We start from the raw sequence: 21,131 nt of genomic DNA on the forward strand, positions 1-21,131 counted from the left end.
GTCGTGAGTTCCGAGCGCGCGCCCCTCAGCGCCGAAGCCGTGCTGGCCTCGTCGGCGGACGCGGTGGTCGGTCTCGACAGCGAACTCCGGGTGTTCCTGTGGAACCCGGCGGCCGAGCGACTGTTCGGCTGGCGGGCCCGCGAGGTGCTCGGGGGTGAGCTGCCGATCGTCCCCGCGGAGCTGAAGGCCGAACACGGCGCGGTGCTCGAACAGGTGCGCGCCGGGCCCTCCCTCACCATTCACAGCCGTCGCATGCGCAACGACGGCACCCCGATCGACGTGCGGATCAGCACCGCCGCGCTGGCCGCCGACGGCGGCGGGCACGGCGGCTGGGTGCTCACCCTCTACCCGACGGACAACGAGGCGCAGGCGCACACCGCCGCCATGGAACGCGCCCGCCTGGTGCGCCGCCTCACCGACGTGGTCGTCGACATCAACGCCGACCTGAGCCTGCAACCGGTGCTGGACCGCATCTCCGGCGCCATCACCGAACTCACCGGCGCCGACGCCGGGGGCTTCGTGCTGCTCAACGAGGACCGGGTGGAGCTGGTGAGCATCACCCGGCTGTCCACCGGACTCCAGGGCTACAGCGCCCCGCTGGAGACCAGCCTGTTCGGCGAGCTGCTGCGCAGCGGCAAGTCGGTGCTGCTCGCCAACGAGGACACCCGCGGCCTCCAGGACCTGGTCTGGGCCGACCTGCCCGGACTGCACACCATCGCCCTGTGCGCGTCCAACGTGCACGGCCGCCCCTACGGCGCCCTGTACGCGCTGTACAGCCAGCGCCGGGTCGGTCACGTCGAACTCGAACTGCTGGAACTGCTGGCCGCCCACGCCGGGGTGGCCATCGGCAACGCGATGGCCTACGAGGAGCTCAACCACCAGCGGGTGCACGAGCAGGCGGTCGCCGACTCCAGCGCCGACGGCATCGCCGTGCTGGACTTCGGCGGCCGGGTCCGCAAGTGGAACCGCTCCGCGGTCGAGCTGACCGGTTACCCGGCCGAGGTGGTGGAGGGCCGCCACCCGCCGTTCCCGATCCCCGCCTGCCACGGCCGCCCCATCAAACACCGGCTCAAGGACGGGCGCTGGCTGGAGATCCTGATGGCGCGGATCCCCCGCACCCACGAGTGGGTGGTGGACTTCCGTGACATCACCGCGCAGAAGGCGATGGAGGACGAGCGCGAGGCGTTCCTGGCCACCACCGGCCACGAACTGCGCACCCCCATCACCGCGATCCACGGGTTCGCCACCACGCTGATCCGCAAGTGGTCGCGGATGAGCTCGGAGGCCCAGCGGGAGGCGGTGGGCAACATCGTGGACCGGTCCACGGCGCTGACCCTGCTGGTGGAGCGGCTCAGCCTGGGCTCGGACGCCTCCCGGGGCGAGCTGGACGTCAACCCGGTCCCGTTCGAGCTGCCCCGGGTGCTGCGCCAGGCCGTGATGACGTTCCGGTCCCTGTCGGACCGGCACGACGTGGTGCTGAGCACGCCCGGCGGCCTGCCCACCGTGTTCGCCGATCCGCTGGCCACCGGCATCATCATGGACCAGCTGCTGGACAACTCCATCAAGTTCTCCCCCGAGGGCGGCACCGTGCACGTCGCGGTGACGGTGGAGGGCGACGCCGTCGCGGTCTCGGTGGACGACGACGGCCCCGGGCTGCGCCCGGGCGACGAGGAGCGGGTGTTCGACCGTTTCTTCCAGGGCGGGGTGCGCGGCGACCGGCGGCGTTTCGGCGGCCTGGGGCTGGGGTTGTACATCGTGCGGAAACTCGCCCAGGACCAGGGCGGGGACGTCACGGCGCGCAGGCTGGAGCGCGGTACCCGCATGTGCTTCACCCTGCCGCTGCACCGGGGCGAGGACCCCGCCCCCGACGGGGACGGGGACGACGGCGCGGTCGTCGAACCTCCGGGGGTGGCGGCGGTCCGGGTCGGGGTGACCGGGCGGGACAAGTCCCAGGGGCCACCCTCCCCCCAGGAGTCGCCGAAAATCTCACCCGGCCCCGAATCCCTGCCCCGCCAGCGATCCACGCGTCCCAAGGCCGGCCGACCCGCGTGATTCACCGGGGCGTTGGTTTCCGTTCGAGGTGATCGGGGCATTTCCACCCCTGGCGGAATTCGCCGTCACACAACGGGCGGGTTCCGGACCGCACGAGAGCACGAACGCGCAGGGACGAAAGCCGTGTCAGGAGATCACACCCCGTTCGACCCGGGGGAGCACCCCACCAAGGTCGAACGGCACGTCATCCTCCCCTACGTTCCCACCACCGTGATGGACGCCCGCCGCCGTCTGGGCGAAGATCTGCGCGCCCTGGGCGTGGCCGAGGAACGCATCGACGAGGCCGCCCTCATCATCAGCGAACTGGTCAGCAACGCGCTGCGCCACGCCAGCCCCCTGCCCACCCCCGCCAACCCGGCCAACAGCGTCGGTGTCGCCTGGCGGGCCGAGGTGGACGCCTCCCCCGGGCCCGGCGGCTGGCTGGAGATCTCCGTCCGCGACGGCGGCTCCACCACCATGCCCCGGGTGGCCGACCCGAGCACCACCGGCCTGGGCGGGCGCGGTCTGGGGATCGTCCAGCACCTGGCCGGGCGCTGGGGCACCGAGATGGACGCGACCACCACCACGGTCTGGGCCGTCCTGGACCTGCCCGACGAGGACGTCGGCACCGGGCGGGAGGCCGACGCGGCGGCGGAAACCACCGCTCTGGCCGTCGGGCCGGGCGGCCGGGCGCGGGACCCGGCCGACGGCGCCCCCGTGGTGCCGCTGCCCTTCACCGCCCACGACGGCGGGCGCGCCCGCGGCGCCCTGCTCTGAGCCCGCCGTTCACCCTCCCCCGCCCCCGGGGCGGGGGAGGGAACGTGACCGATGTCGCGAAACACCGTCAACGAGGTGGCCCGGCCAGGACCTGGCCGCTACAGTCACGACTGTGGAGTTGAAGATATCGAGCCGATCTCAAGATGACCTCGCGGTGGTAACCGTCGGTGGCGAGATCGACCTGTACACGGCACCCCGATTGCGCGACGAGCTCATCACGGCCCTCGACGAGGGGGCCCGGAGGCTGGTCATCGACATGTCGTCGACCGAGTTCTGCGACTCGACCGGCATCAGCGTCCTGCTCTCGGCGATGAAGCGCTCCCGTGACAAGGGCGGCGACCTGGAACTGGTGGCCCCCAAACCGGCCGTCATGAAGGTCCTGGAGGTCACCGGCCTGCACGAGGTCTTCGTCATCCACCCCGACACCGACGCACCGCCGGTGGCCGCGGGGACCGGAACAGCCCCGTAGACCGGGCCGCGGTGACACGGGGGAGGAACGGCGGACCCGAAGGGGCGGGGGTCGCCGTGGTGATCGCGGCCAAGGACGAAGAGGCACGGGTCGGGCGTACCGTGACCGCCGTCCGGGCACTGCCCGGGGTGGACCTGGTCGTCGTGGTCGACGACGGGTCCGCGGACCGCACCTCGGAGGTGGCCCTGGAGGCCGGGGCCCGGGTGCTCCGGCACCACCGCAACCGGGGCAAGGGCGCGGCGATGGAGACCGGGGCCGAGGGGGTCCGGCTCATCGAGGAGCACGAAGAGGGCGCCGACGGGCTCCGCCCGCCCCGGCACCTGCTCTTCCTCGACGCCGACCTGGAGGCGACCGCCGCCGGGGCGGCACCCCTGGTGGAGCCGGTCGTCGAGGGCAAGGCCGACATGGCCATCGCGCTGTTCCCCGCCACCCGGCTGCGCCTGGGCGGCCACGGGTTCGTGGTGCGCCTGGCCCGCGGCGGTGTGCGCCGGGCGACCGGGTGGGAGCCCGAGCAGCCGCTCAACGGGCAGCGCTGCATCACCCGCGCCGCGTTCGAGGCGGCCCGGCCGCTCGCCCCGGGGTTCGGGGTGGAGACCGGGCTGACCATCGACGTGCTGCGCGCCGGGCTGCGGGTGATCGAGGTGGAGGTGCCCCTGGAGCACCGGGCCACCGGCACCGACCTGAGTGCCCAGCTGCACCGGGCGCACCAGTTCGTCGACGTGCTGCGGGCGCTGGCCGTCCGCAAGCTGCCCCTGGCCGTGCGGCGTGCCCTGGCCGGCGGGCGCCGTCGGCGGGGGTAGGGACCCCTTTCCCGGTGAAAATCGCCGATAGTGACACCGCTGGTGCTCTCGGTGGCGATACGCTCACAGAATGTTCACCATGATCCTGGCCGTCGCGGGCGTGCTCACGGGTCTGGGCGGACTCGCCCTGGGCGGGTACGCGCTGGCCAGGGCCCGCGCCATCGATGCCGACACCCGAGTGCTCGCCCAGCGTGCCGCCGCCTCCGCGCAGGTCGGCGGCACCGACCCGCTCGCCGTGCGCGACATGGCGGTGCTCCACTACGACGCCCTGGAGGAGATGTCCGGGGCGCGCTCCTTCTCCCTCGCCCTGCTCAACGGCGACGGCGACGGCGTGGTCGTCACCTCCATCAACGGCCGGACCGAATCGCGCACCTACGCCAAGGCCGTGGTGCGCGGCGAGTCCGAGACCCTGCTCAGCCCCGAGGAGTACCGCGTCGTACGGGCCGCCCGGCTCGGCGAGGGCATCGGCACCACCGTGCCCGCCCCGCGGGTCACCGGGCCGGTGGTCGCCGAGGACGCCGAGGACGCGGTCACCGTCGTCCCCGACCCCGAGGCCCCGCAGGCCGGGGAGGGCGCCCGGGAGAAGACCGGGGAGAAGGCGGAAGCGGAGCCGGCCGCGGGGAAGAGGGACATCGTCGCGGTGCCCGACATCGACGCCGACGACACCGCCCCGGAACGCCGGACGGGTCTGCGCAGGGCACCCGCGCCGCGTCGCGGACCCGAGTGACCGCCCCACCGCCCCGGGTGCGGATAACCTGAACACCATGCCCAACCGTTACGCCTACCTCGGCCCCGAGGGCACCTTCACCGAGGCCGCGCTGCGGGCCCTGCGCCCCGACGCGCCCGCCACCGCGCGCATCCCCTGCGACGGGGTCGCCGCGGTCTTCGACGCCGTCCGCACCGGTGCGGTCGAGGGCGGTGTCGTGCCCCTGGAGAACTCGGTCGAGGGCGGCGTCACCTCCACCATCGCCGAGCTCATCAACGGCGAGTCGCTGGTCATCAGCGGCGAGACCGCCGTCCCGGTGGAGTTCGCGCTGTTCGCGCGGCCCGGCGTCACGCTGAACGACGTCAAGACGGTGGCCACCCACCCGCACGCCCTGGCCCAGTGCCGGGGCTGGCTGGCCCGGCACCTGCCCGATGCCGAGACGCACACCGTCTCCTCCACGGCCGCCGCCGCCCGCACCGTCTCCGAACCCGGTGCCCCCTACGACGCCGCCATCTGCGCCGTCATCGCCGGCGAACGCTACGGGCTGCACGCCCTGGCCACCGGGGTGGGCGACCGCGCCGACGCCGCCACACGGTTCATCTACCTGTCCCGGCCCGGCCGGCCGACCGCGCCGACCGGCGCCGACCTGACGTCGGTGGTCGCGTTCATCGCCGACGACCACCCGGGTGCGCTCATCGAGGTCCTCACCCAGTTCGCGGTGCGCGGGGTCAACCTCACCCGGCTGGAGTCGCGCCCCACCGGTGACGGACTGGGCAGCTACTGCTTCTGCATCGACGCCGAGGGGCATGTGGCCGACGCGCGCGTCGGCGAGGCCCTCATGGGGTTGCGCCGGGTCTGCCGCGACGTCCGCTTCCTGGGCAGCTACCCGCGCAGCGGGCAGGCCACCGAACTCGACCCGCCGCTGCGCCCCCGTCCCGCCACCGAGGCCGACTACGCCGAGTCGGAGCGGTGGCTGGCGCGGATCCGCTCCGGCGGCGTCGACTGACCTCCCTCCGGGGGCGCCGTCCGGACTCAGTCGTCCGGGAGGTCGTCGCCCTCGGCCTCGAACACCCACTCCTCCGCCGCGGCCCGGCGCAGCTCCAGGTAGAGCGCCAGCCGCAGTGCGGTGTCGCGGGGCCGCTCGGTGTCGAGGGCCTCCAAGGCGGCGCTCAGTTCTTCGGTGGTCATCTCGCTCAACGGTTTCACTGCCGTCCCTTCCCCGGAACCCGGTGATCTCTCATCGTGAGTACGTGGTGACACCGCGTTTATGACGCGGGCCCGGAAAAGATGTCGGAGCGGGCGGGGCCGGGCGGTAATCTGCAAGACGTGATCGACCTTCGCGCTCTCCGAGAAGACCCAGAACGACTCCGCGCCTCGCAACGTGCCCGCGGGGAGGACCCCTCCGTCGCCGACCGGCTGCTCGAACTGGACTCCGAGCGGCGCTCCTCGCTCACCCGGTTCGAGACCCTGCGGGCCGAGCAGAAGAGCGTGGGCAAGTCGGTCTCCAAGGCGTCCCCCGCCGAGCGCGAGACGCTCCTGGCCCGGGCCAAGGGCCTGGCCGCCGAGGTCAAGGCCGCGGAGGCCGAGGCCGACCGCCTCGCCGCCGAACTCGACCGGGTCGTGGCCACCGTGCCCAACCTCGTCGAGGAGGGCGCCCCCGAGGGCGGCGTCGACGACTTCAAGGTCCTGGAGACCGTCGGCACCCCGCGCACGTTCGACTTCACCCCGCGCGACCACCTGGAACTGGGCGAGAAGCTCGGCGCCATCGACATGGAGCGCGGCGCCAAGGTGTCCGGGGCGCGCTTCTACTTCCTCACCGGGGTCGGCGCCCAGTTGGAGCTGGCGCTGCTGAACATGGCCATGAACCAGGCCGTCGCGGCCGGGTTCACCCCGATGATCCCGCCCGTCCTGGTCAAGCCCGAGACCATGGAGGGCACCGGTTTCCTGGGCGCCCACGCCGACGAGGTGTACCGGCTGCCCGCCGACGACCTCTACCTGGTGGGCACCTCCGAGGTGCCGCTGGCCGGGTACCACGCCGGGGAGATCCTGCCCGCCGACGCCCTGCCCAACCGGTACATCGGCTGGTCGCCGTGCTTCCGCCGGGAGGCGGGCTCCTACGGCAAGGACACCCGCGGCATCATCCGCGTGCACCAGTTCAACAAGGTGGAGATGTTCGTCTACACCCACCCCGACCACGCCCACGAGGAGCACAAGCGGCTGCTCGCCTGGGAGCGGGAGATGCTCGACAAGCTGGAGCTGCCCTACCGGGTCGTCGACATCGCCGCCGGCGACCTGGGCACCAGCGCCGCCCGCAAGTACGACTGCGAGGCGTGGGTCCCCACCCAGGAGACCTACCGCGAGCTGACCTCCACCTCGAACTGCACCGAGTTCCAGGCCCGCCGCCTCAACGTGCGGTTCCGGGACGGGGACGGCAAGTCGCGCTTCGCCGCCACCCTCAACGGCACGCTCGCCACCACCCGGTGGATCGTCGCCATTCTGGAGAACCACCAGCAGGAGGACGGCTCGGTCGTGGTCCCCGAGGCGCTGCGCCCCTTCCTGGGCCGCGACGTCCTGGAGCCGGTCCGGAAGTAGACCGTCCGGAAGCGCACGAGGAGCCCGTCCCCGAGGATGAGGGGGCGGGCTCCTGTGTGTGAGTGGGGTGGTCTCTACAGGTAGAGCCCGGAGCCGCCGTCCTCGCGTCCCGGCGACCGGCCCTGCTCGGCCTGTAGGCCTGCGACGTCCTGGAGCCGGTCGGGAAGTAGACCGTCCGGAAGCGCACGTGGAGCCCGTCCCCGAGGATGAGGGGGCGGGCTCCTGTGTGTGAGTGGGGTGGTCTCTACAGGTAGAGCCCGGAGCTGCCGTCCTCGCGTCCCGGCGACCGGCCCTGCTCGGCCTGTAGGCCCGCGACGCCCGGGGGCAGGGCCTTGCGCATGTTCTCCAGCTGGGCGCGGGCCGCCATCTGCTGGGCGAACAGCGTGGTCTGGATCCCGTGGAACAGACCCTCCAGCCAGCCGACCAGCTGGGCCTGCGCGATGCGCAGCTCGGCCTCACTGGGGGCGCTGCCGTCCGCGAACGGCAGGGTGAGGCGGTCCAGTTCCTCGATCAGCTCCGGCGCCAGGCCGTCCTCCAGCTCCTTGATGGAGGAGGTGTGGATCTCCTTGAGGCGGGTGCGGCTGGCCTCGTCGAGGGGCGCCGCCTTGACCTCCTCCAGGAGCTGGCGGATCATGCTGCCGATCCGCATCACCTTGGCGGGCTGCTCCACCATGTCCGCGAGCGTGCGGGGTTCTTCGTGCCCCTCGTCGTCCCCGTGCTGGTCCACACCCATGACCAGGACCTTGGACTGCTCGTTCGGATCGTCCGTATTGCTCATATGTCCCCTTACCGAATGTCGTCGACCGCGCCCGTCAGCGGGTGAGCAGGATCTTGCCGGTGTGCGCGCTCGATTCCATGACGTCGTGCGCCTCCGCCGCGTTCCGCATCGGTAGGACGCGGTCCACGACGGGGCGGATGGCTCCTTGTTCTACCAACGGCCATACCCGCTCCAGTACTCCCGCGACGATCGCCGACTTCTCGTCCCGGGGACGCGAGCGCAGGGTCGTGGCGTGCAGGGAGAGGCGCTTGGCGAGCATACGGCCCAGGTCGGCCTCGCCGGAGCGGCCGCCCATCAGGCCGATGACCACGAGGCGGCCGCCGGTGGTCAGGGAGCGCAGGTTGGCGTCGAGGTAGGAGCCGCCGATGATGTCGAGGATCAGGTCGGCGCCCCCGGCCTCGCGCATCCGGGCGGCGAAGTCCTCGGTGCGGTGGTCGATGGTGATCTCCGCGCCCAGGTCCCGGCAGGCCGCCAGCTTCTCCGCACTGCCGGCGGTGACCGCCACCCGGGCTCCCAGGGCGCGGGCGAACTGGATCGCGAACGTGCCGATGCCGCTGCCGCCGCCGTGCAGCAGCACGGTCTCGCCGCGGCGCAGGCCGCCCACCATGACCAGGTTCGACCACACCGTGCAGGCGACCTCCGGCAGGGCCGCGGCCTCGACCAGGCCCACGCCCTCGGGGATCGGGAGCAGCTGGCCGACCGGCACCGCCACCTTCTCGGCGTAGCCCCCGCCGGACAGCAGCGCGCACACCCGGTCGCCCACCGCCCATCCGGAGTCCTCGGTGCCCGGACCCAGCTCCAGGACCGTTCCGGAGCACTCCAACCCCGGGTATTCGGACGCTCCCGGCGGCGGCGGATAGGAACCCTGCCGCTGGGCGACGTCGGCGCGGTTGACCGCGGTGGCGGCCACATCGACGAGGACCTCCCCTGCGCCGGGAACGGGGTCGGGGACCTGCGACCAGGCCAGGACCTCGGGTCCGCCCGGTTCGGTGATACGGATCGCGTGCATGGGAACGACCGTATCCCCCGGCGGAGGGCGGTTCCCGGCGGTGGCGGGAAGTGGATCGTGTTCGAGAAGGGATAAGGGATGCTTCGGCGGGCCGCGGCGGGTAAGAGTGAACCCAGGGAGCGACCCCCGCTCCCCGGCGGGGTACCCCCTCTCTCTCCGCAGTACACCCCCTTCACGCAGGAGAACTCCGGTGTCACACCAGGATCAGAACGGGACGGACGCAGGCTTCGGGGCCGAGGAGTCGGAAGTGTCCCCGTGGCGGCGTGCGGAGGACGAGCCCGACGAGGCCGGGGCCCCCGTCACCGAGATCGCCTCGCGCAGGCCCGCAGCGCCCTCACCTCGGGAGCAATGGTTCGGCGGCGACGCGCCGCCTCCGCCGCCCTACGCGGCCCCGATCCCGCCGGAGACCCCGATGGCTCCGCTGGCGCCGCCCGCCGCGGCGGAGGCGGACGCGGCCTCCGGGGCGGACGCGGGGGACGACGATGACGAGAGCGGCGAGGACGAGGTACGCTCCGACACCGTCCGGCTGATGCCGCGGGTGCGCGAACGCCCGGCCCGCCCGCTGCGGCGGCCCGCACGGCCCGAACCGGACGATGACGAGGCCGACCCGCTGGCCCCGCGCGACCTGCGCCGCGATGCCGACGTCCCCGAACCCGAACAGCTGCCGCCGCTGGAGCCCGGGGCCGCGGCGGACCCGGAGCCGCCCGCGCCGCCCGTGGCGGACCGGGCCCCGTTCGCCGATCCCCCCGCCGCACCCCCTGTTCCCGGTCCCGCCGTTCCGGGGCCCCCTGCCGTTCCGGGCCTCCCGGCGCAGGGGGCGCCGTTGCCCGGGGTGCCGCCGACCCCGACGGCCCCCGGGGTGACCGGGGAACGGCAGACCTCCGACTCCCTCAACGCCGCCACCCTGGTCCGCAGCCGGCACCAGGGCCCCAGCGGCGGCTGGCGGCGCGCCGTGCACACCGCCACCCTGGGCCTCATCAACCCCGGTGAATCCCCCAAGGTGCTGCGCCGCCGCGAACTCATCGCCCGTGCCTGCACCCCCGTCGCCACCGGCCACCACCGGGTCGCCGTCCTCAGCCTCAAGGGCGGGGTCGGCAAGACCACCACCACGGTCGCCCTCGGCGCCACCCTGGCCTCCCTGCGCGGCGACCGGGTGCTGGCCGTGGACGCCAACCCCGACCGGGGCACCCTCTCCGACAAGGTGCGCCTGGAGACCGCGGCGACCATCCGCGACCTCCTCAACGAGCGCCACCTCGTGTCCCGCTACGCCGACATCCGCGGGTTCACCTCCCAGGCGCCCAGCCGGCTGGAGATCCTCGCCTCCGACCGCGACCCGGCCGTGTCGGAGGCGTTCGGCGACGAGGACTACCGGGAGGTCGCCCGGATCGTCGAGCACTTCTACTCCATCTGCATCACCGACTGCGGGACCGGGCTGCTGCACGCCGCCATGCGCGGCGTGCTGGGCCTGGCCGACCAGGTCGTCCTGGTGAGCTCCGCGTCCGTGGACGGGGCGCGCAGCGCCAGCGCCACCCTCGACTGGCTCCAGGCGCACGGCCACGAGGACCTGGTGCGCGACGCGGCGGTCGTGCTGTCCATGGTGCGCTCCGACAGCAAGAGCAGCGTGGACCTCGACCGCCTCGAAGGCCACTTCGCCGCCCGCTGCCGCGCCGTCGTCCGCGTTCCCTGGGACGGCCACCTCGAAGAGGGCGCCGAGGTGGACCTCGACCGGCTCGCCCCCGCCACCCGCGACGCCTACCTGCGGCTCGCCGCCACCGTCGGGGAGGGATTCGCGCGCCACGGGTGACGGTCCCGGGATTGACGGCCCTCCTTGCGGACAATGAACGAAGGAGAAGGGGGGGCCGAAGGATGAACGAACGGGAGCGTCCGCCGGCGGTGATCGCGGGGGTGGACGGCACGTCCGGCGCCCGCGCCGCGCTGGGGTGGGCGATCGAGGCGGCCGCCCGCCGCCGGGTCCAGCTGCGCATCGTGCACGGGCTGGGCCCGGAGACGGTCGTCGGCGCGGCCACCGCCGACCGCAGGGCCGTGGCCGAGGTGCGCGCCTCCGCCCACGAGCTGCTCACCGAGAGCGCCGAGTACGCCCGCCGCGCCCGCCCCGACATCGAGGTGATCACCGTCCTGGCCGTCGCGGACGCCCCGGCCGTCCTGTTGGAGGAGGCCCGCCACGGCGACGTCATCGCGGTCGGGTCGCGGGGGCTGGGCTCGGTGCGCGCCATCATGCTCGGCTCCGTCGGCATGCGCACCTCCGCGAACGCGCCCTGCCCGGTGGTGGTCGTCCCCGACACCGAGCCCCGCGGGTACCGCGGGCGCGTCGTGGTCGGGGTTGACGGCTCGTCGTCCTCCCGGCGGGCCCTGCGCTTCGCCCTGGAGGAGGCGTTGACCACCGACGCCTCCGTGGTCCTGGTCCACGCGCTGGGGGACGACGCGCCCGCCGAGGACGAGGCGATCGACGACGAGGTGCTCGACCGGCAGTCGGAGGAGGTCGTCGGCGGGGTGCTCGCCGAGGTCATCGACGAGCGCACCGAGCACCTCGACATCAGTGCCGTGCGCCTGCGGGCCGACCCGGTCCGGGCACTGCTCGAAACGGGCGCGGACGCCGACATGATCGTCGTCGGCTCCCGCGGCCGCGGCGGCGTGCGCGGCCTGGTCCTGGGTTCGGTCAGCCAGGGGGTGCTCCACCACGCGAGGACCCCGGTGGCCGTCCTGCCCCCGCATTCCGACGAAACCGACTGACGGCCCTGGACCGGGGGACCTTCCGCCCTGTGCCGTTCCCGGCTCCGCGGGGTGTACTCGGTGATGATGGGTGACCAGAGGGGGTTGTCACATGGTGAACGAGGACCGCACACCGCGCGTGGTGGTGGGCATCGACGGATCGGACAACGGGCGGGCCGCCCTGGAGTGGGCGGCGGCCGAGGCGGACCGCCGGGGGGTGCCGCTGAGGGTCGTGCACGCCCTGGGCATGCCGCTGATCGTGTCCGCGTACGGCGGCCCGGCCCGGTTCGAACCGACCGAGGAGATCCGGGGGCAGGCCACCGAGGTCCTCCAGGACGCGGTGGCGCACGTGGCCGAGGCCCGGCCGGGCGTGCCGGCCGAGACCATCACCGCCCTGGAGGAGGCGCCGCTGGCGCTGCTGCGCCAGAGCCGGCCGCACGACCTCCTGGTCGTGGGCACCCGGGGGATGGGCACCGTCAAGTCGATGTTCGTCGGGTCGGTGAGCGTCCGGGTGGCCGCCCAGGCGCCCTGCCCGGTCGTGGTGGTGCCCTCGCACGAGGGACGGCCCGCGACCACGGGGCTGAAGCGGATCGTCGTCGGCGTCGACGGCTCCCGCAACGGCCGCCGCGCCCTGGGCCTGGCGGTCGACCTGACCGCCGAGTCCGACGGCGAACTGGTGGTGGTGCACAGCTGGGAGGTGCCTTACCCGTACGACCCGGTCGCGATGACCGCCGCGGGCTACCAGCCCCAGGAGGACCTGTTCGAGAAGCAGTCCGAGGCGCTGGTCGCCGAACTGCTGGCCGAGGCCATCGACGAGCAGCGCGACGACGTGGACGTCGACGTCACCGTGGTGCGCACCCAGGACGCGCCGGTGAACGCCATCCTGGCGGCGGCCGAGGGCGCCGACGCGATCGTCGTCGGCTCGCGCGGCCGCGGCACCGTTCGGGGCCTCCTGCTGGGCTCGGTCAGCCAGGGGGTGCTCCACCGCTCGAAGATCCCGGTGGTCGTGCTCCCCAAGCACGCCGACGAGGACTGAACAGCCGTCCCCGGCGGGGCCGCGGCCCCACCGGGGACGCTACTTCCGCGCGTGGTGGACGACGCTCCACGCCGCCCCGACCAGGAACATCACGGGCACGGCCACCAGCACCGACGCCCACAGCGGCCAGTCCAGCAGCCACCGCGTGAGCACGGCCGCCAACAGGGACACCGCGGACGCCACCACCGGAAGCGCACCGCTCCGTTCAGGGGACCCGGCGCTCACCGGGCGTCGTACTCCAGGCAGAAGGGGTGCCCGGCGGGGTCGGCGTACACCCGGAACCACACGGTGGCGCCCTTCGCCTCGGTGCGCAGCAGCGTCGCGCCCAGCTCCAGCACCCGCTGCTCCGCCGTGTCGATGTCCTCCACCCACACGTCCAGGTGCGCCTGCTGCGGCCGCTCCGGATCCGGCCACGCGGGCGCCCGGTGCCCCTCCGCCCGCTGGAACGCGAGCACCGGCCACGCCTTTTGGTCGCCGATGGCCACCCAGTCCTCTTCCCGCAGGGTGACGGGCCGGCCCAGCAGCTCCGCGTAGAACTCCGCCAGCGCCCCCGGGTCGGGGCAGTCGTAGACGAATGTGTGCAACCGTCCGATCATGTCGGCAGCCTCGCACGGCGCCCCGTGAATGTCCAAGCCGCTCCCACGGCGGCCCGGGGCATCGGGCCGCCGTCCCGTCGGCGGACGGGACGCAGGTGTGTTCCCTCGTGGCCCTGCCGTGTCACCCCGACCCCCGCGGACCGCGCGGCGCGGCACTCAGTCGGTTTCGATCCCGCGGGCCCGCAGGACCTCCTGCAAGTCGTCGTCGAGGGCCTCGGCGAACTCCACGAGCCGGAGGTTCGGCAGCAGGTCGAGGTCCTCCAGCGAGGTGATGTCGAACAGGTCGTCCTCGCCGTCCCAGATCGGGGCGCACTCCTGGTAGACCTGGTTCCCGCCGTCCAGGCACAGCTCCTCCACCCGGGCCAGGAGCGCGCCGTCGATCTCCAGCTTCTCGAAGTACTCCCGCGACTGCGGCACGACCTGGTACGCGAGGTCGTTGTCGTGCGCCCAGCGCCAGGGGTCGTCGCCCAGGCCCTGCTCCTTGAGGACGTCGGCGAGGCTGTAGGCGGGCGTCAGGACCTCGTCGACGTACATGAGCTGCTCGATGACGACGAGCTTGAAGTTGAAATCCTTGAACACGGTCACGGTGCGACTCCAGGGCGTGTTCCGCGGATGCCCACCCTGCTGTGCGGTGCCTCGGCACATCCCTCGCCGCGTTCTCATCGGTCGGCGGGAGAACCCGCACCGACTCCTTCTCCGGCCTTGCGATGCAGGCACCAGGGCCCCGCTCGCGACGAGCGGCATCCACGGAACACGCCCTGGCCCCGCCTCTCTGACGGTTCCGGTATCCGTCCCGCTTCCGGTGCACATGTCCCCGCCCGCGCGGAACGGGGCGGCCGCCACCGCGGGTACGGCGAAGGCCGGTGCTCCCCGGCCCGTGCGCACCATGGGCGCACCGGACCCGGACCACCGGCCTTCTTCGCTTCCATCCCGACGCGCCTACCTGCTCCGACGCGCCGATTCTGCGGAGGGTGTGGGATTTGAACCCACGAAGCCCCGTCAAGGACTTGGTGCTTTTCAAGAGCACTGCACTCGGCCGCTATGCGAACCCTCCCCGGTGACCCGTCGGGTCTCCGCGAGTCATCGTAGCCGACGCGCCCCGTCGGCACGCGCGGGGCGGGAAAGTCGCCGGGCGCCGGGTGGCGCACTTCGGTTACTCGCAAGTAACATTCGGGGTATGGCAAACATGAACGCCGAGACGGCGGAGATGGTCAAGTCCGGTTTCCTGGCCGCGGTGCCCTTCGCCCGCACGCTCGGCCTGTCGTTCGAGGAGCTCGACTTCGGTCGGGCCGTGATGAACCTGCCGGACGCCCCCGAGCACCACAACCACATCGGCGGCGCGCACGCCGGGGCGATGTTCACCCTGGCCGAGTCCGCCTCCGGCGCCATCATCATCGGCACCTTCGGCGACACCATGGACCGCGCGCTGCCGCTGCCGACCAGGGCCGAGATCCACTTCCTCAAGATGGCCACCGGCGACATGACGGCCGAGGCCGTGCTGGGCCGTCCCCGGGACGAGATCATCGCCGAACTCGACGGCGGCCAGCGCCCCGAGTTCCCCATCGACGTCGAGATCCGCATGGCGGACGGCACCGTCACCGGCAAGATGACGATCGTCTGGACCCTCAAGCCGAACCGTAAGTGACACCAGCCCCCACAGCCACACCCTGAACACGATCGGCCCTGGTCGCACCCCATTTCACGGGTCCGCCCGGGGCCGTCGATTTGTCGGCACCGCTGGGTAGGTTGACCCTGACCACGCCGACGAGGAGGCAGAGATCGTGAAACTCCGTGTGGACCGCGACGCGTTCGCCGAGGCCGTCGCCTGGACGGCGCGCGCCCTGCCGAACCGCCCGGCGGTGCCGGTGCTGGCCGGGATGCGCCTGGAGGTCCCCGACGGCGGTTCCACCCTGCACCTGTCCGGGTTCGACTACGAGGTCTCGGCCCGTTCCTCGGTCGAGGTGCTGGCGGAGGAGACCGGTGCGGTGCTGGTCCCCGGCCGGCTGCTCGCCGAGATCGTGCGCAACCTGCCCGGCGGCTCGGTGCACATCGACACCGACGGTGCCAAGGTGCGGATCAGCGGCGGCGCCGCCCGGTTCACCCTCATCACCATGCCGCTGGAGGACTACCCCACGCTGCCCGGCATGCCCGAACGCATCGGCTCGGTGCCCGCGGACGCCTTCGCCGAGGCGGTCCGCCAGGTCACCCCCGCGGCGAGCCGCGACGACACGCTGCCGATGCTGACCGGCGCCTACCTGGACTTCACCGCCGACACGCTGAGCGTGGTGGCGACCGACCGCTACCGCATCGCGGTGCGCGACCTGTGGTGGAAGCCGCAGGACCCGGGGATCGACACCTCCGCACTGGTGCCCGCCCGCACCCTGCACGACATGGTGCGGGGCGTCATCGGCGGCTCGAACGTGGAGATCGCGCTGACGTCGGGCGGGGCCGGCGGCCCGGTGCCGGGGGAGGGCTCGATCGGTTTCGAGAACGGGGACCGGCGCAGCACCACCCGGCTGATCGACAGCGACTTCGTCAAGTACGCCGCCTGGTTCCCCGCGGAGTTCGCCTCCCGGGCCGAGGTGGCGGTGGCCCCCCTGATGGAGGCGGTGAAGCGGGTGGCGCTGGTGGCCGACCGGCACACCCCGCTGCGGCTGGTGTTCACCGAGGGCGAGGTGTCGCTGGAGGCGGGCTCGGGCGAGGACGCCCAGGCGGTGGAGGCGATCGCCGTGGACTACCAGGGCGACCCGCTGCGGGTGGCTTTCCGCCCCGACTACCTGATGGACGGCCTGTCGGCGATCGCGACCGACTCCGCCCACCTGAACTTCACGGAGCCGACGAAACCCGCCGTGTTCACCGATGTCCCGTCGAAGGAGGGCGAGACCCCGTCCTTCCGGTATCTGGTACAGCCGTTGCGGGTGTCCTGATCAGGGGATTCGGGTCTTATCCACAGCTTGTCGCCGAGTTATCCACAAGGTTTTCCACAGGGCGGCGCCCAGCCTGTGGATAACCCGGGGTGATCAGTCCCAGGAGTACCCGAATCGCCCCTGAATCGTTCTCGCATTTCCGCTTTGACGTGCGAGAACGTCTCCAGTGGCGATTCTGTGCACAGCCTGTGGAAAACTTCGTGGAACCGGCCTCTTCTTGGCGCCGAAAATCACCACAAATCAGGACAATTCACTTGTCCTGGTCGAACCGGACTCCGTCACTCACTCGTGGGCAGAGTGGACGAACCCCCACCGGTTACGGACGTTTCCAGGCCGAGCTGCGCCTGCCGCCCCCGCTGGTACCCGGCCCGGGCCCCGGCCGGGCTGTGCGTCCGTTCGGGACGGTGCTTGCGCAACTGCGGGAACTGCTTCTGGAACTCCTCCTGGACCCGGTGCACATCGGCGCGCAGCACCAGCTCCGCACCCCGGGAGGACGCCACCTCGCCGTCGGCGGAACCCCCGTCCGCACCGGTCGGCCGCGACATCTCCTGCAAGCGGCGCCGGAACTCGCGGATGCGCTCGGCCACCGCCTGCCCGTAGGCCCGCACGAACGACCGGTAGTACCGCTTGCGCTCGGTCTCCAGCTCGGACCGCGTGTAGTTGCGCAGCTCCCGGATGTCGGACACGTGCCCCGAACTCATGAACTTCGCCGACGCCTCCATCTGCATGGAGATCGACGGCATCAGCATGCGCAGCGCGTCCAGCGCGCTCACCGTCCCCACCAGGATGAGGATCCGGTCGGTGTTCTCCGAGGAATTGCCCCGGACCGCCGACTGGCACCCGTAGGCGGCGGCGATGTCGGCCAGCGCCCGGACCCGGGCCTTGCCGTGGCCGCCCACCCCGGACACCGTGTAGTCCATACGCCCGATCGCGTCGGGTTCCTCGCCCCGCTCCGCACGGGCCTCGGCCTCCGCGATCGCATGGCGGGTCATCAGCTCGGCGGCCTTGGCTGTGAACGCCTGGCTCTCGGCATCGGTGACCGAGGGGTCCTCCGCCATGCGGAGGAGCCCTCGGACCCGCTCGACCATCTTCTGACGAGCAGCTTCAGTCATCGGCGCCCGGTTGCTCCCGTAGGTGTGTTCTCCTTCTTCCGCACCTGAGCGGAAAACACCGAGCCTACTTCTTGTCGCCGAGTACCATCGCGATCACGCCGACCGTCGCCCAGATCGCGAGCGCGGCGAACAGGCCGCCGAACAGGCTCAGGGAGAGGATCCCGTAGCCCACACCGCCCACGACGGCCGGCACGAGCGCGTAGCGGAAGGGATAGTTGGCCGCGTAGCGGCGGCCGCGCCGGTCGGACTTCTTGCTGATCACGCCGCCGACACCGCCGACGAGGGAGAAGAAGATCACGGCCGCGCCCAGGCCCGACATGACGGCGGGGAGCAGCCCGCCGCCCAGGCTCAGCAGGAAGAAGAGGGCGCCGCCCGCGGCACCGCCCAGCAGAGACGTCGTCCAGGGCCAGATCATCGTCGCCGAGGCGACGGGAGTGAATGCGTTACCGCGCTCCAGCGTCATGTCCACCGCTCCAGTCCGTTCGCGTGACGACCGCTCTGGGACGGGCCGTCTCCATCAGCATGCACTGCCCCGGTCCGCACGCACATCAGGGCACATCCCTGACTTACCCCGGAGTGTCCGGGCCGCACCCCGCGGGCGCGGCCGGCGGACGGACGGGGAAGCGCGGACCACGACCGGTCAACGAACGGTCCGCCCCGGAAGTGCCCGTACCCGGCGGCGTCCCCGGTACCCCGCCGTCCCCGAGCCGGGCGGCCCGGCACCCGGCGGCGTCAGCCCGCCGTCTCCACGGACCGTTGCAGGTCCGTCACCAGGGCCGGCCACGCCGTCCGGAACGCGGGCAGCAGCGGCAGCGACTCCGCCGCCGTCACCGGCACCCACCGGACCTCGGTGCTCTCCGAGTTGGCGGGCGAGAAGGCGGCCAGTTCCGGCACGCTCAGCAGGAACGTGTCGTACCGCCACACCGCCAGGTCGTGCTCGTGCGCCCCCACCACCGTGTACCCGCCCAGATCGCCGGCGATCTCCTCGTGGAACTCCCGGACCGCGGCCTCCAACGGTGTCTCGTCCCGGTTGCGCGCACCGCCGGGGATGCCCCACATGCCGCCCATGTGAGTCCACCCGGCCCGGTGCTGGAGCAGCACATGTCCGATTCCGGCCACGTCGGTTCCGTACAACAACAGACCCGCGGCACCGTAGACTCCCCAGCGCCTGGACCCGTCCGGCAGGTACACCCAGCCGTTGCCGTCGCCGTCCTCCATCAAGCCCTCCTGATTCCCACGCGTCCGGCCCCCGCGCGCCGACCACCGTCCGGGGCCCGGGGCCCGTACCCGTAAAAGCCGCACCTCGCAGCGGTCCCCCGGTCCCTACCCTCTACCCTTCTGAGAACCGATGGCCCGCTCCACGACTTCCGCAGCCCTCCTGCCCGCGTACGCGCTCGGCTTGGCCGCACGCTACTGGGTCCCCCTCCTGTGCGTCCACACCGCCGGCATGCTCGTGCACGCGGTGCTGCTGCGCGGCATGGTGCGCCTGGCCGACATCGAGCAGACGCTCTCCCTGACGGGCCTGGGCCTGACCCTGTTGGTCACCCTGGTGACGTTCGTGATCATGTTCCAGCTGCTGCGCCCGGGGCTGCCCACGATCGACGCCGAACTGCGCTCGGAGGTGGTCCGGGAGGACCGGCGGCGCGGGTTCGCCGAACGCGAACGCCGCGTGGTGGACGGGGTCGCCCTGGCGATCCTGCCGTTCCTGCTGTTCTACGCCGCCTGGGGGCTGATCCGCGAACAGTACGACATGTACAGCATCGCCCTGATCAACACCGGCGGCCTGGAGGCGTTCCAGGCGCCCCTCAACGTGCCCTGGTACGGCCTGCCGCTGTTCGTGGCCGTCTCCGCGTGGCTGCTGCGCAAGCTCTGCTCGCACTTCTACCGCAAGGGGTACAGCGCCGTCCTGGGCGTGCTCACCGCCCTGTTCGAGGGCGTGTGGGTGTTCATGTTCCTGTTCTCCCTGGGCCTGGCGATCAACCAGGCGGAGGCCTGGATGACCGGCCGGGTCTTCTGGGTGGAGATACAGGACGCGCTCAAGGGCCTGACGAACGGGACCGGTGCGCTGATCGGCCGGTCCGACCTGTACGCCCAGGTTCCGGTGTGGTGGGCAACGGTGTGGGGCGCGGTCTCGGCGGGCTTCGTGGGCCCGCTGCTGTGGCTGACGATCGCCGCGGTCGTCTACCGCGCCCAGATCGACGACCACGACGGCGTCTTCGAGGAGCACCGGGCCCGTGACGGCTTCGACCGGGCGGTCAACCGGGTGGCCCGCGCCGGACGCTTCTTCGACCGGTTCGTGCGCAGCGACCTCAAGGATCAGGTCTACCCCTGCCTGCACGCGCTGCGTTTCGTCCTGCGCCTGGGACCGGTGTTCTACCTGTCGTACTCCCTGTGCTTCGTGCTGCTGGAGGTCGCGTTCACGCAGCTGCACCGGCTGGTGTTCGTCCTGGCGGGCCCCGGCCCGCTGCACGCCGAGTGGTGGCCGCTGCTGCAACCGGTCGACTTCGTGGTCGACTCCCTGCACATGCTGCTGCGGGTGTGCCTGCTGGCGGCGGCCTTCGAGGTCGCGCTGCGCAAGGCCGAGGAGGACAGCGTCGGCCGCCGGGCGCGCCGGGTGGCGACACACGCCCCCTCCCCCGGTTCCCGCCACGCCGGCTGACCCGCCCGGTCATTCCTCCAGGTTCTCGGCCTCGAAGACCAGGGCGTCGGGCCGGGGCCGCTCGGGGTCGTCGGAGGTGTCGACGGTGACCTCGTAGCGGAGGTCCTCGACCACGTCGGCCGGCACCAGGAACGACAGGATGATGGACTGCTCCTGCCCGGGGGCGATGGTCTCGCCCTCTGCGGTGGTGCAGCCGTAGGCCCCGTCGCTCGCATCCTCGCCCAGGTCGCGCATGGAGAACAGGTTCGTGCGCTCCCAGGAGCGCCCCTGCCCGTCCACGGCGCGGAACCCGCAGCTGTGCCGCAGCAGCTCGGCGGACTCCGCGTCGCCGGGGATGACGCGGAAGCCGACGTCGAGGATCTCCAGCCCTTCGGGCGGCGGCTCGGCGGAGCCCAGGAAACCGGTGATGTACCCGGTGACCCGCCATTCGCTGCCCGCGAGGGACGCGGTGTCGCCCACGCCGACGGGCCGCGGCTCGGGCGGGATCAGCCCGGCCTCGGTCCCGTCGCGTACCTCGGTCGTGTAGGGCCAGACCAGCATGACCGGGAACAGCAGCACCAGTACCGCCGCGTAGGGCAGGTGCAGGCGCTTCCACAGCGGTCGGGCGTGCCGGACGGCCTTGCCCCTGGCCCCGGTGAGCGGGGGGTCGGGCTCCCCGAAGGCTCCGAGGGGACCGCCGTGCGGTCCCGCGTACGCCTCGGGGCCCCGGAACGGTCCGGGGTGCGGCCCGTCGAACGGCCTGCCGCCCGGGCCCCGGGGCGGCGGGGCGCCGACCGCGGGCCCCGCGCTGTCCACAGGGTTCTGGGGCGCTCGGCGCCGCCCGCCGCGGGCCTGCGGCGGGGAAGATCGGCAGAGCGGCCGGCAGGGAAAGAGCGGACATCCTGGGTGGTGTCGTCAATCATAAAACGA

General features: G+C 72.5%; 23 protein-coding genes and 1 tRNA gene. 13 read left to right on the forward strand and 11 right to left on the reverse strand.

Annotation, left to right across the window (positions count from 1 at the left end; all coding sequences use genetic code 11):
- Positions 1 to 3 precede the first annotated feature (3 nt).
- From QJS33_RS21025 to pheA, 6 genes are all read left to right on the forward strand, one after another.
- Positions 4 to 2,052, forward strand: a complete 2,049-nt coding sequence (locus QJS33_RS21025) for an ATP-binding protein (protein ID WP_306369749.1) — start codon at positions 4 to 6, stop codon at positions 2,050 to 2,052.
- A 123-nt stretch (positions 2,053 to 2,175) separates the two neighbouring features.
- A complete protein-coding gene (locus tag QJS33_RS21030) occupies positions 2,176 to 2,808 on the forward strand; it encodes an ATP-binding protein (RefSeq protein WP_306369750.1) in 633 nt (210 codons plus the stop codon).
- Positions 2,809 to 2,920: 112 nt separating this feature from the next.
- Positions 2,921 to 3,277, forward strand: a complete 357-nt coding sequence (locus QJS33_RS21035; protein ID WP_306369751.1) for an STAS domain-containing protein — start codon at positions 2,921 to 2,923, stop codon at positions 3,275 to 3,277.
- A gap of 11 nt (positions 3,278 to 3,288) precedes the next feature.
- Complete coding sequence (locus QJS33_RS21040; protein ID WP_306369752.1) at positions 3,289 to 4,077, forward strand: glycosyltransferase; 789 nt, start codon at positions 3,289 to 3,291, stop codon at positions 4,075 to 4,077.
- A 70-nt stretch (positions 4,078 to 4,147) separates the two neighbouring features.
- Positions 4,148 to 4,804: a DUF4446 family protein gene (locus QJS33_RS21045; protein ID WP_306369753.1), complete on the forward strand. Its 657-nt coding sequence runs from the start codon at positions 4,148 to 4,150 to the stop codon at positions 4,802 to 4,804.
- Positions 4,805 to 4,841: 37 nt separating this feature from the next.
- Positions 4,842 to 5,789: a prephenate dehydratase gene (gene pheA / locus QJS33_RS21050; protein ID WP_306369754.1), complete on the forward strand. Its 948-nt coding sequence runs from the start codon at positions 4,842 to 4,844 to the stop codon at positions 5,787 to 5,789.
- Between the two features lie 26 nt (positions 5,790 to 5,815).
- On the opposite strand, the gene QJS33_RS21055 is transcribed toward pheA, so the two are convergent.
- Positions 5,816 to 5,971, reverse strand: a complete 156-nt coding sequence (locus QJS33_RS21055) for a hypothetical protein (RefSeq protein ID WP_306369772.1) — start codon at positions 5,969 to 5,971, stop codon at positions 5,816 to 5,818.
- A gap of 138 nt (positions 5,972 to 6,109) precedes the next feature.
- Between QJS33_RS21055 and serS the strand changes: the two genes are divergently transcribed.
- Positions 6,110 to 7,375: a serine--tRNA ligase gene (gene serS, locus QJS33_RS21060; RefSeq protein ID WP_306369755.1), complete on the forward strand. Its 1,266-nt coding sequence runs from the start codon at positions 6,110 to 6,112 to the stop codon at positions 7,373 to 7,375.
- A gap of 244 nt (positions 7,376 to 7,619) precedes the next feature.
- Here serS and QJS33_RS21065 read toward each other — a convergent pair whose 3' ends face one another.
- The gene (locus QJS33_RS21065; RefSeq protein ID WP_306369756.1) at positions 7,620 to 8,153 is read right to left on the reverse strand and encodes a bacterial proteasome activator family protein; all 534 of its coding nucleotides are present in this window, start codon (positions 8,151 to 8,153) and stop codon (positions 7,620 to 7,622) included.
- A gap of 34 nt (positions 8,154 to 8,187) precedes the next feature.
- Complete coding sequence (locus QJS33_RS21070) at positions 8,188 to 9,162, reverse strand: NAD(P)H-quinone oxidoreductase (RefSeq protein ID WP_306369757.1); 975 nt, start codon at positions 9,160 to 9,162, stop codon at positions 8,188 to 8,190.
- Between the two features lie 190 nt (positions 9,163 to 9,352).
- Here QJS33_RS21070 and QJS33_RS21075 point away from each other — a divergent pair, with 190 nt between their 5' ends.
- The 3 genes from QJS33_RS21075 to QJS33_RS21085 all read left to right on the forward strand — a co-directional run bounded on the left by QJS33_RS21075 (position 9,353) and on the right by QJS33_RS21085 (position 12,928).
- Positions 9,353 to 10,966, forward strand: a complete 1,614-nt coding sequence (locus QJS33_RS21075; protein WP_306369758.1) for a MinD/ParA family protein — start codon at positions 9,353 to 9,355, stop codon at positions 10,964 to 10,966.
- Positions 10,967 to 11,028: 62 nt separating this feature from the next.
- The gene (locus tag QJS33_RS21080; protein ID WP_306369759.1) at positions 11,029 to 11,913 is read left to right on the forward strand and encodes a universal stress protein; all 885 of its coding nucleotides are present in this window, start codon (positions 11,029 to 11,031) and stop codon (positions 11,911 to 11,913) included.
- Between the two features lie 91 nt (positions 11,914 to 12,004).
- Positions 12,005 to 12,928, forward strand: a complete 924-nt coding sequence (locus tag QJS33_RS21085; RefSeq protein WP_306369760.1) for a universal stress protein — start codon at positions 12,005 to 12,007, stop codon at positions 12,926 to 12,928.
- Positions 12,929 to 12,967: 39 nt separating this feature from the next.
- Here QJS33_RS21085 and QJS33_RS21090 read toward each other — a convergent pair whose 3' ends face one another.
- The 4 genes from QJS33_RS21090 to QJS33_RS21105 form a co-directional block, all read right to left on the reverse strand.
- On the reverse strand, positions 12,968 to 13,111 hold the full coding sequence (locus tag QJS33_RS21090) for a hypothetical protein (RefSeq protein WP_306369762.1): 144 nt from the start codon (positions 13,109 to 13,111) through the stop codon (positions 12,968 to 12,970).
- Between the two features lie 38 nt (positions 13,112 to 13,149).
- Complete coding sequence (locus QJS33_RS21095) at positions 13,150 to 13,524, reverse strand: VOC family protein (RefSeq protein WP_306369763.1); 375 nt, start codon at positions 13,522 to 13,524, stop codon at positions 13,150 to 13,152.
- 156 nt (positions 13,525 to 13,680) lie between these two features.
- Entirely contained in the window at positions 13,681 to 14,109 is a 429-nt protein-coding gene (locus QJS33_RS21100) for a hypothetical protein (protein ID WP_306369764.1), read from the reverse strand.
- A gap of 380 nt (positions 14,110 to 14,489) precedes the next feature.
- A tRNA-Ser gene (locus QJS33_RS21105) sits at positions 14,490 to 14,578 on the reverse strand.
- A gap of 132 nt (positions 14,579 to 14,710) precedes the next feature.
- Between QJS33_RS21105 and QJS33_RS21110 the strand changes: the two genes are divergently transcribed.
- Entirely contained in the window at positions 14,711 to 15,169 is a 459-nt protein-coding gene (locus QJS33_RS21110) for a DUF4442 domain-containing protein (RefSeq protein WP_306369769.1), read from the forward strand.
- Between the two features lie 136 nt (positions 15,170 to 15,305).
- Positions 15,306 to 16,451, forward strand: coding sequence for a DNA polymerase III subunit beta (gene dnaN / locus QJS33_RS21115; RefSeq protein WP_306369765.1), 1,146 nt, complete (start codon positions 15,306 to 15,308; stop codon positions 16,449 to 16,451).
- Between the two features lie 278 nt (positions 16,452 to 16,729).
- Here dnaN and QJS33_RS21120 read toward each other — a convergent pair whose 3' ends face one another.
- The 3 genes from QJS33_RS21120 to QJS33_RS21130 form a co-directional block, all read right to left on the reverse strand.
- The gene (locus QJS33_RS21120) at positions 16,730 to 17,539 is read right to left on the reverse strand and encodes a DUF2786 domain-containing protein (RefSeq protein ID WP_306369770.1); all 810 of its coding nucleotides are present in this window, start codon (positions 17,537 to 17,539) and stop codon (positions 16,730 to 16,732) included.
- Between the two features lie 88 nt (positions 17,540 to 17,627).
- On the reverse strand, positions 17,628 to 18,026 hold the full coding sequence (locus QJS33_RS21125) for a hypothetical protein (protein WP_306369771.1): 399 nt from the start codon (positions 18,024 to 18,026) through the stop codon (positions 17,628 to 17,630).
- 269 nt (positions 18,027 to 18,295) lie between these two features.
- Positions 18,296 to 18,781 carry an NUDIX hydrolase gene (locus tag QJS33_RS21130; RefSeq protein WP_306369766.1) on the reverse strand — a complete coding sequence of 162 codons (486 nt, stop codon included), beginning with the start codon at positions 18,779 to 18,781 and terminating at the stop codon, positions 18,296 to 18,298.
- Between the two features lie 181 nt (positions 18,782 to 18,962).
- Between QJS33_RS21130 and QJS33_RS21135 the strand changes: the two genes are divergently transcribed.
- Entirely contained in the window at positions 18,963 to 20,222 is a 1,260-nt protein-coding gene (locus QJS33_RS21135) for a hypothetical protein (protein ID WP_306369767.1), read from the forward strand.
- A gap of 9 nt (positions 20,223 to 20,231) precedes the next feature.
- Here the strand turns inward: QJS33_RS21135 and QJS33_RS21140 are convergent, their stop codons facing one another.
- A complete protein-coding gene (locus tag QJS33_RS21140) occupies positions 20,232 to 21,017 on the reverse strand; it encodes a hypothetical protein (RefSeq protein WP_306369768.1) in 786 nt (261 codons plus the stop codon).
- Between the last annotated feature and the right edge of the window lie 114 nt (positions 21,018 to 21,131).

This window comes from Nocardiopsis sp. CC223A (assembly GCF_030766825.1).
In the GTDB taxonomy this organism is placed as follows: Bacteria; Actinomycetota; Actinomycetes; order Streptosporangiales; family Streptosporangiaceae; genus Nocardiopsis.

Bases quoted from the DNA above. Each gene is read 5' to 3' on its own strand.
- QJS33_RS21125 (WP_306369771.1), bottom strand. From the start codon at position 18,026: ATGACGCTGGAGCGCGGTAACGCATTCACTCCCGTCGCCTCGGCGACG.
- QJS33_RS21065 (WP_306369756.1), bottom strand. From the start codon at position 8,153: ATGAGCAATACGGACGATCCGAACGAGCAGTCCAAGGTCCTGGTCATG.
- QJS33_RS21080 (WP_306369759.1), top strand. From the start codon at position 11,029: ATGAACGAACGGGAGCGTCCGCCGGCGGTGATCGCGGGGGTGGACGGC.
- QJS33_RS21055 (WP_306369772.1), bottom strand. From the start codon at position 5,971: ATGACCACCGAAGAACTGAGCGCCGCCTTGGAGGCCCTCGACACCGAG.
- QJS33_RS21120 (WP_306369770.1), bottom strand. From the start codon at position 17,539: ATGGTCGAGCGGGTCCGAGGGCTCCTCCGCATGGCGGAGGACCCCTCG.
- QJS33_RS21045 (WP_306369753.1), top strand. From the start codon at position 4,148: ATGTTCACCATGATCCTGGCCGTCGCGGGCGTGCTCACGGGTCTGGGC.
- QJS33_RS21095 (WP_306369763.1), bottom strand. From the start codon at position 13,524: ATGATCGGACGGTTGCACACATTCGTCTACGACTGCCCCGACCCGGGG.
- QJS33_RS21130 (WP_306369766.1), bottom strand. From the start codon at position 18,781: ATGGAGGACGGCGACGGCAACGGCTGGGTGTACCTGCCGGACGGGTCC.
- QJS33_RS21110 (WP_306369769.1), top strand. From the start codon at position 14,711: ATGAACGCCGAGACGGCGGAGATGGTCAAGTCCGGTTTCCTGGCCGCG.
- QJS33_RS21070 (WP_306369757.1), bottom strand. From the start codon at position 9,162: ATGCACGCGATCCGTATCACCGAACCGGGCGGACCCGAGGTCCTGGCC.
- pheA (WP_306369754.1), top strand. From the start codon at position 4,842: ATGCCCAACCGTTACGCCTACCTCGGCCCCGAGGGCACCTTCACCGAG.
- QJS33_RS21085 (WP_306369760.1), top strand. From the start codon at position 12,005: ATGGTGAACGAGGACCGCACACCGCGCGTGGTGGTGGGCATCGACGGA.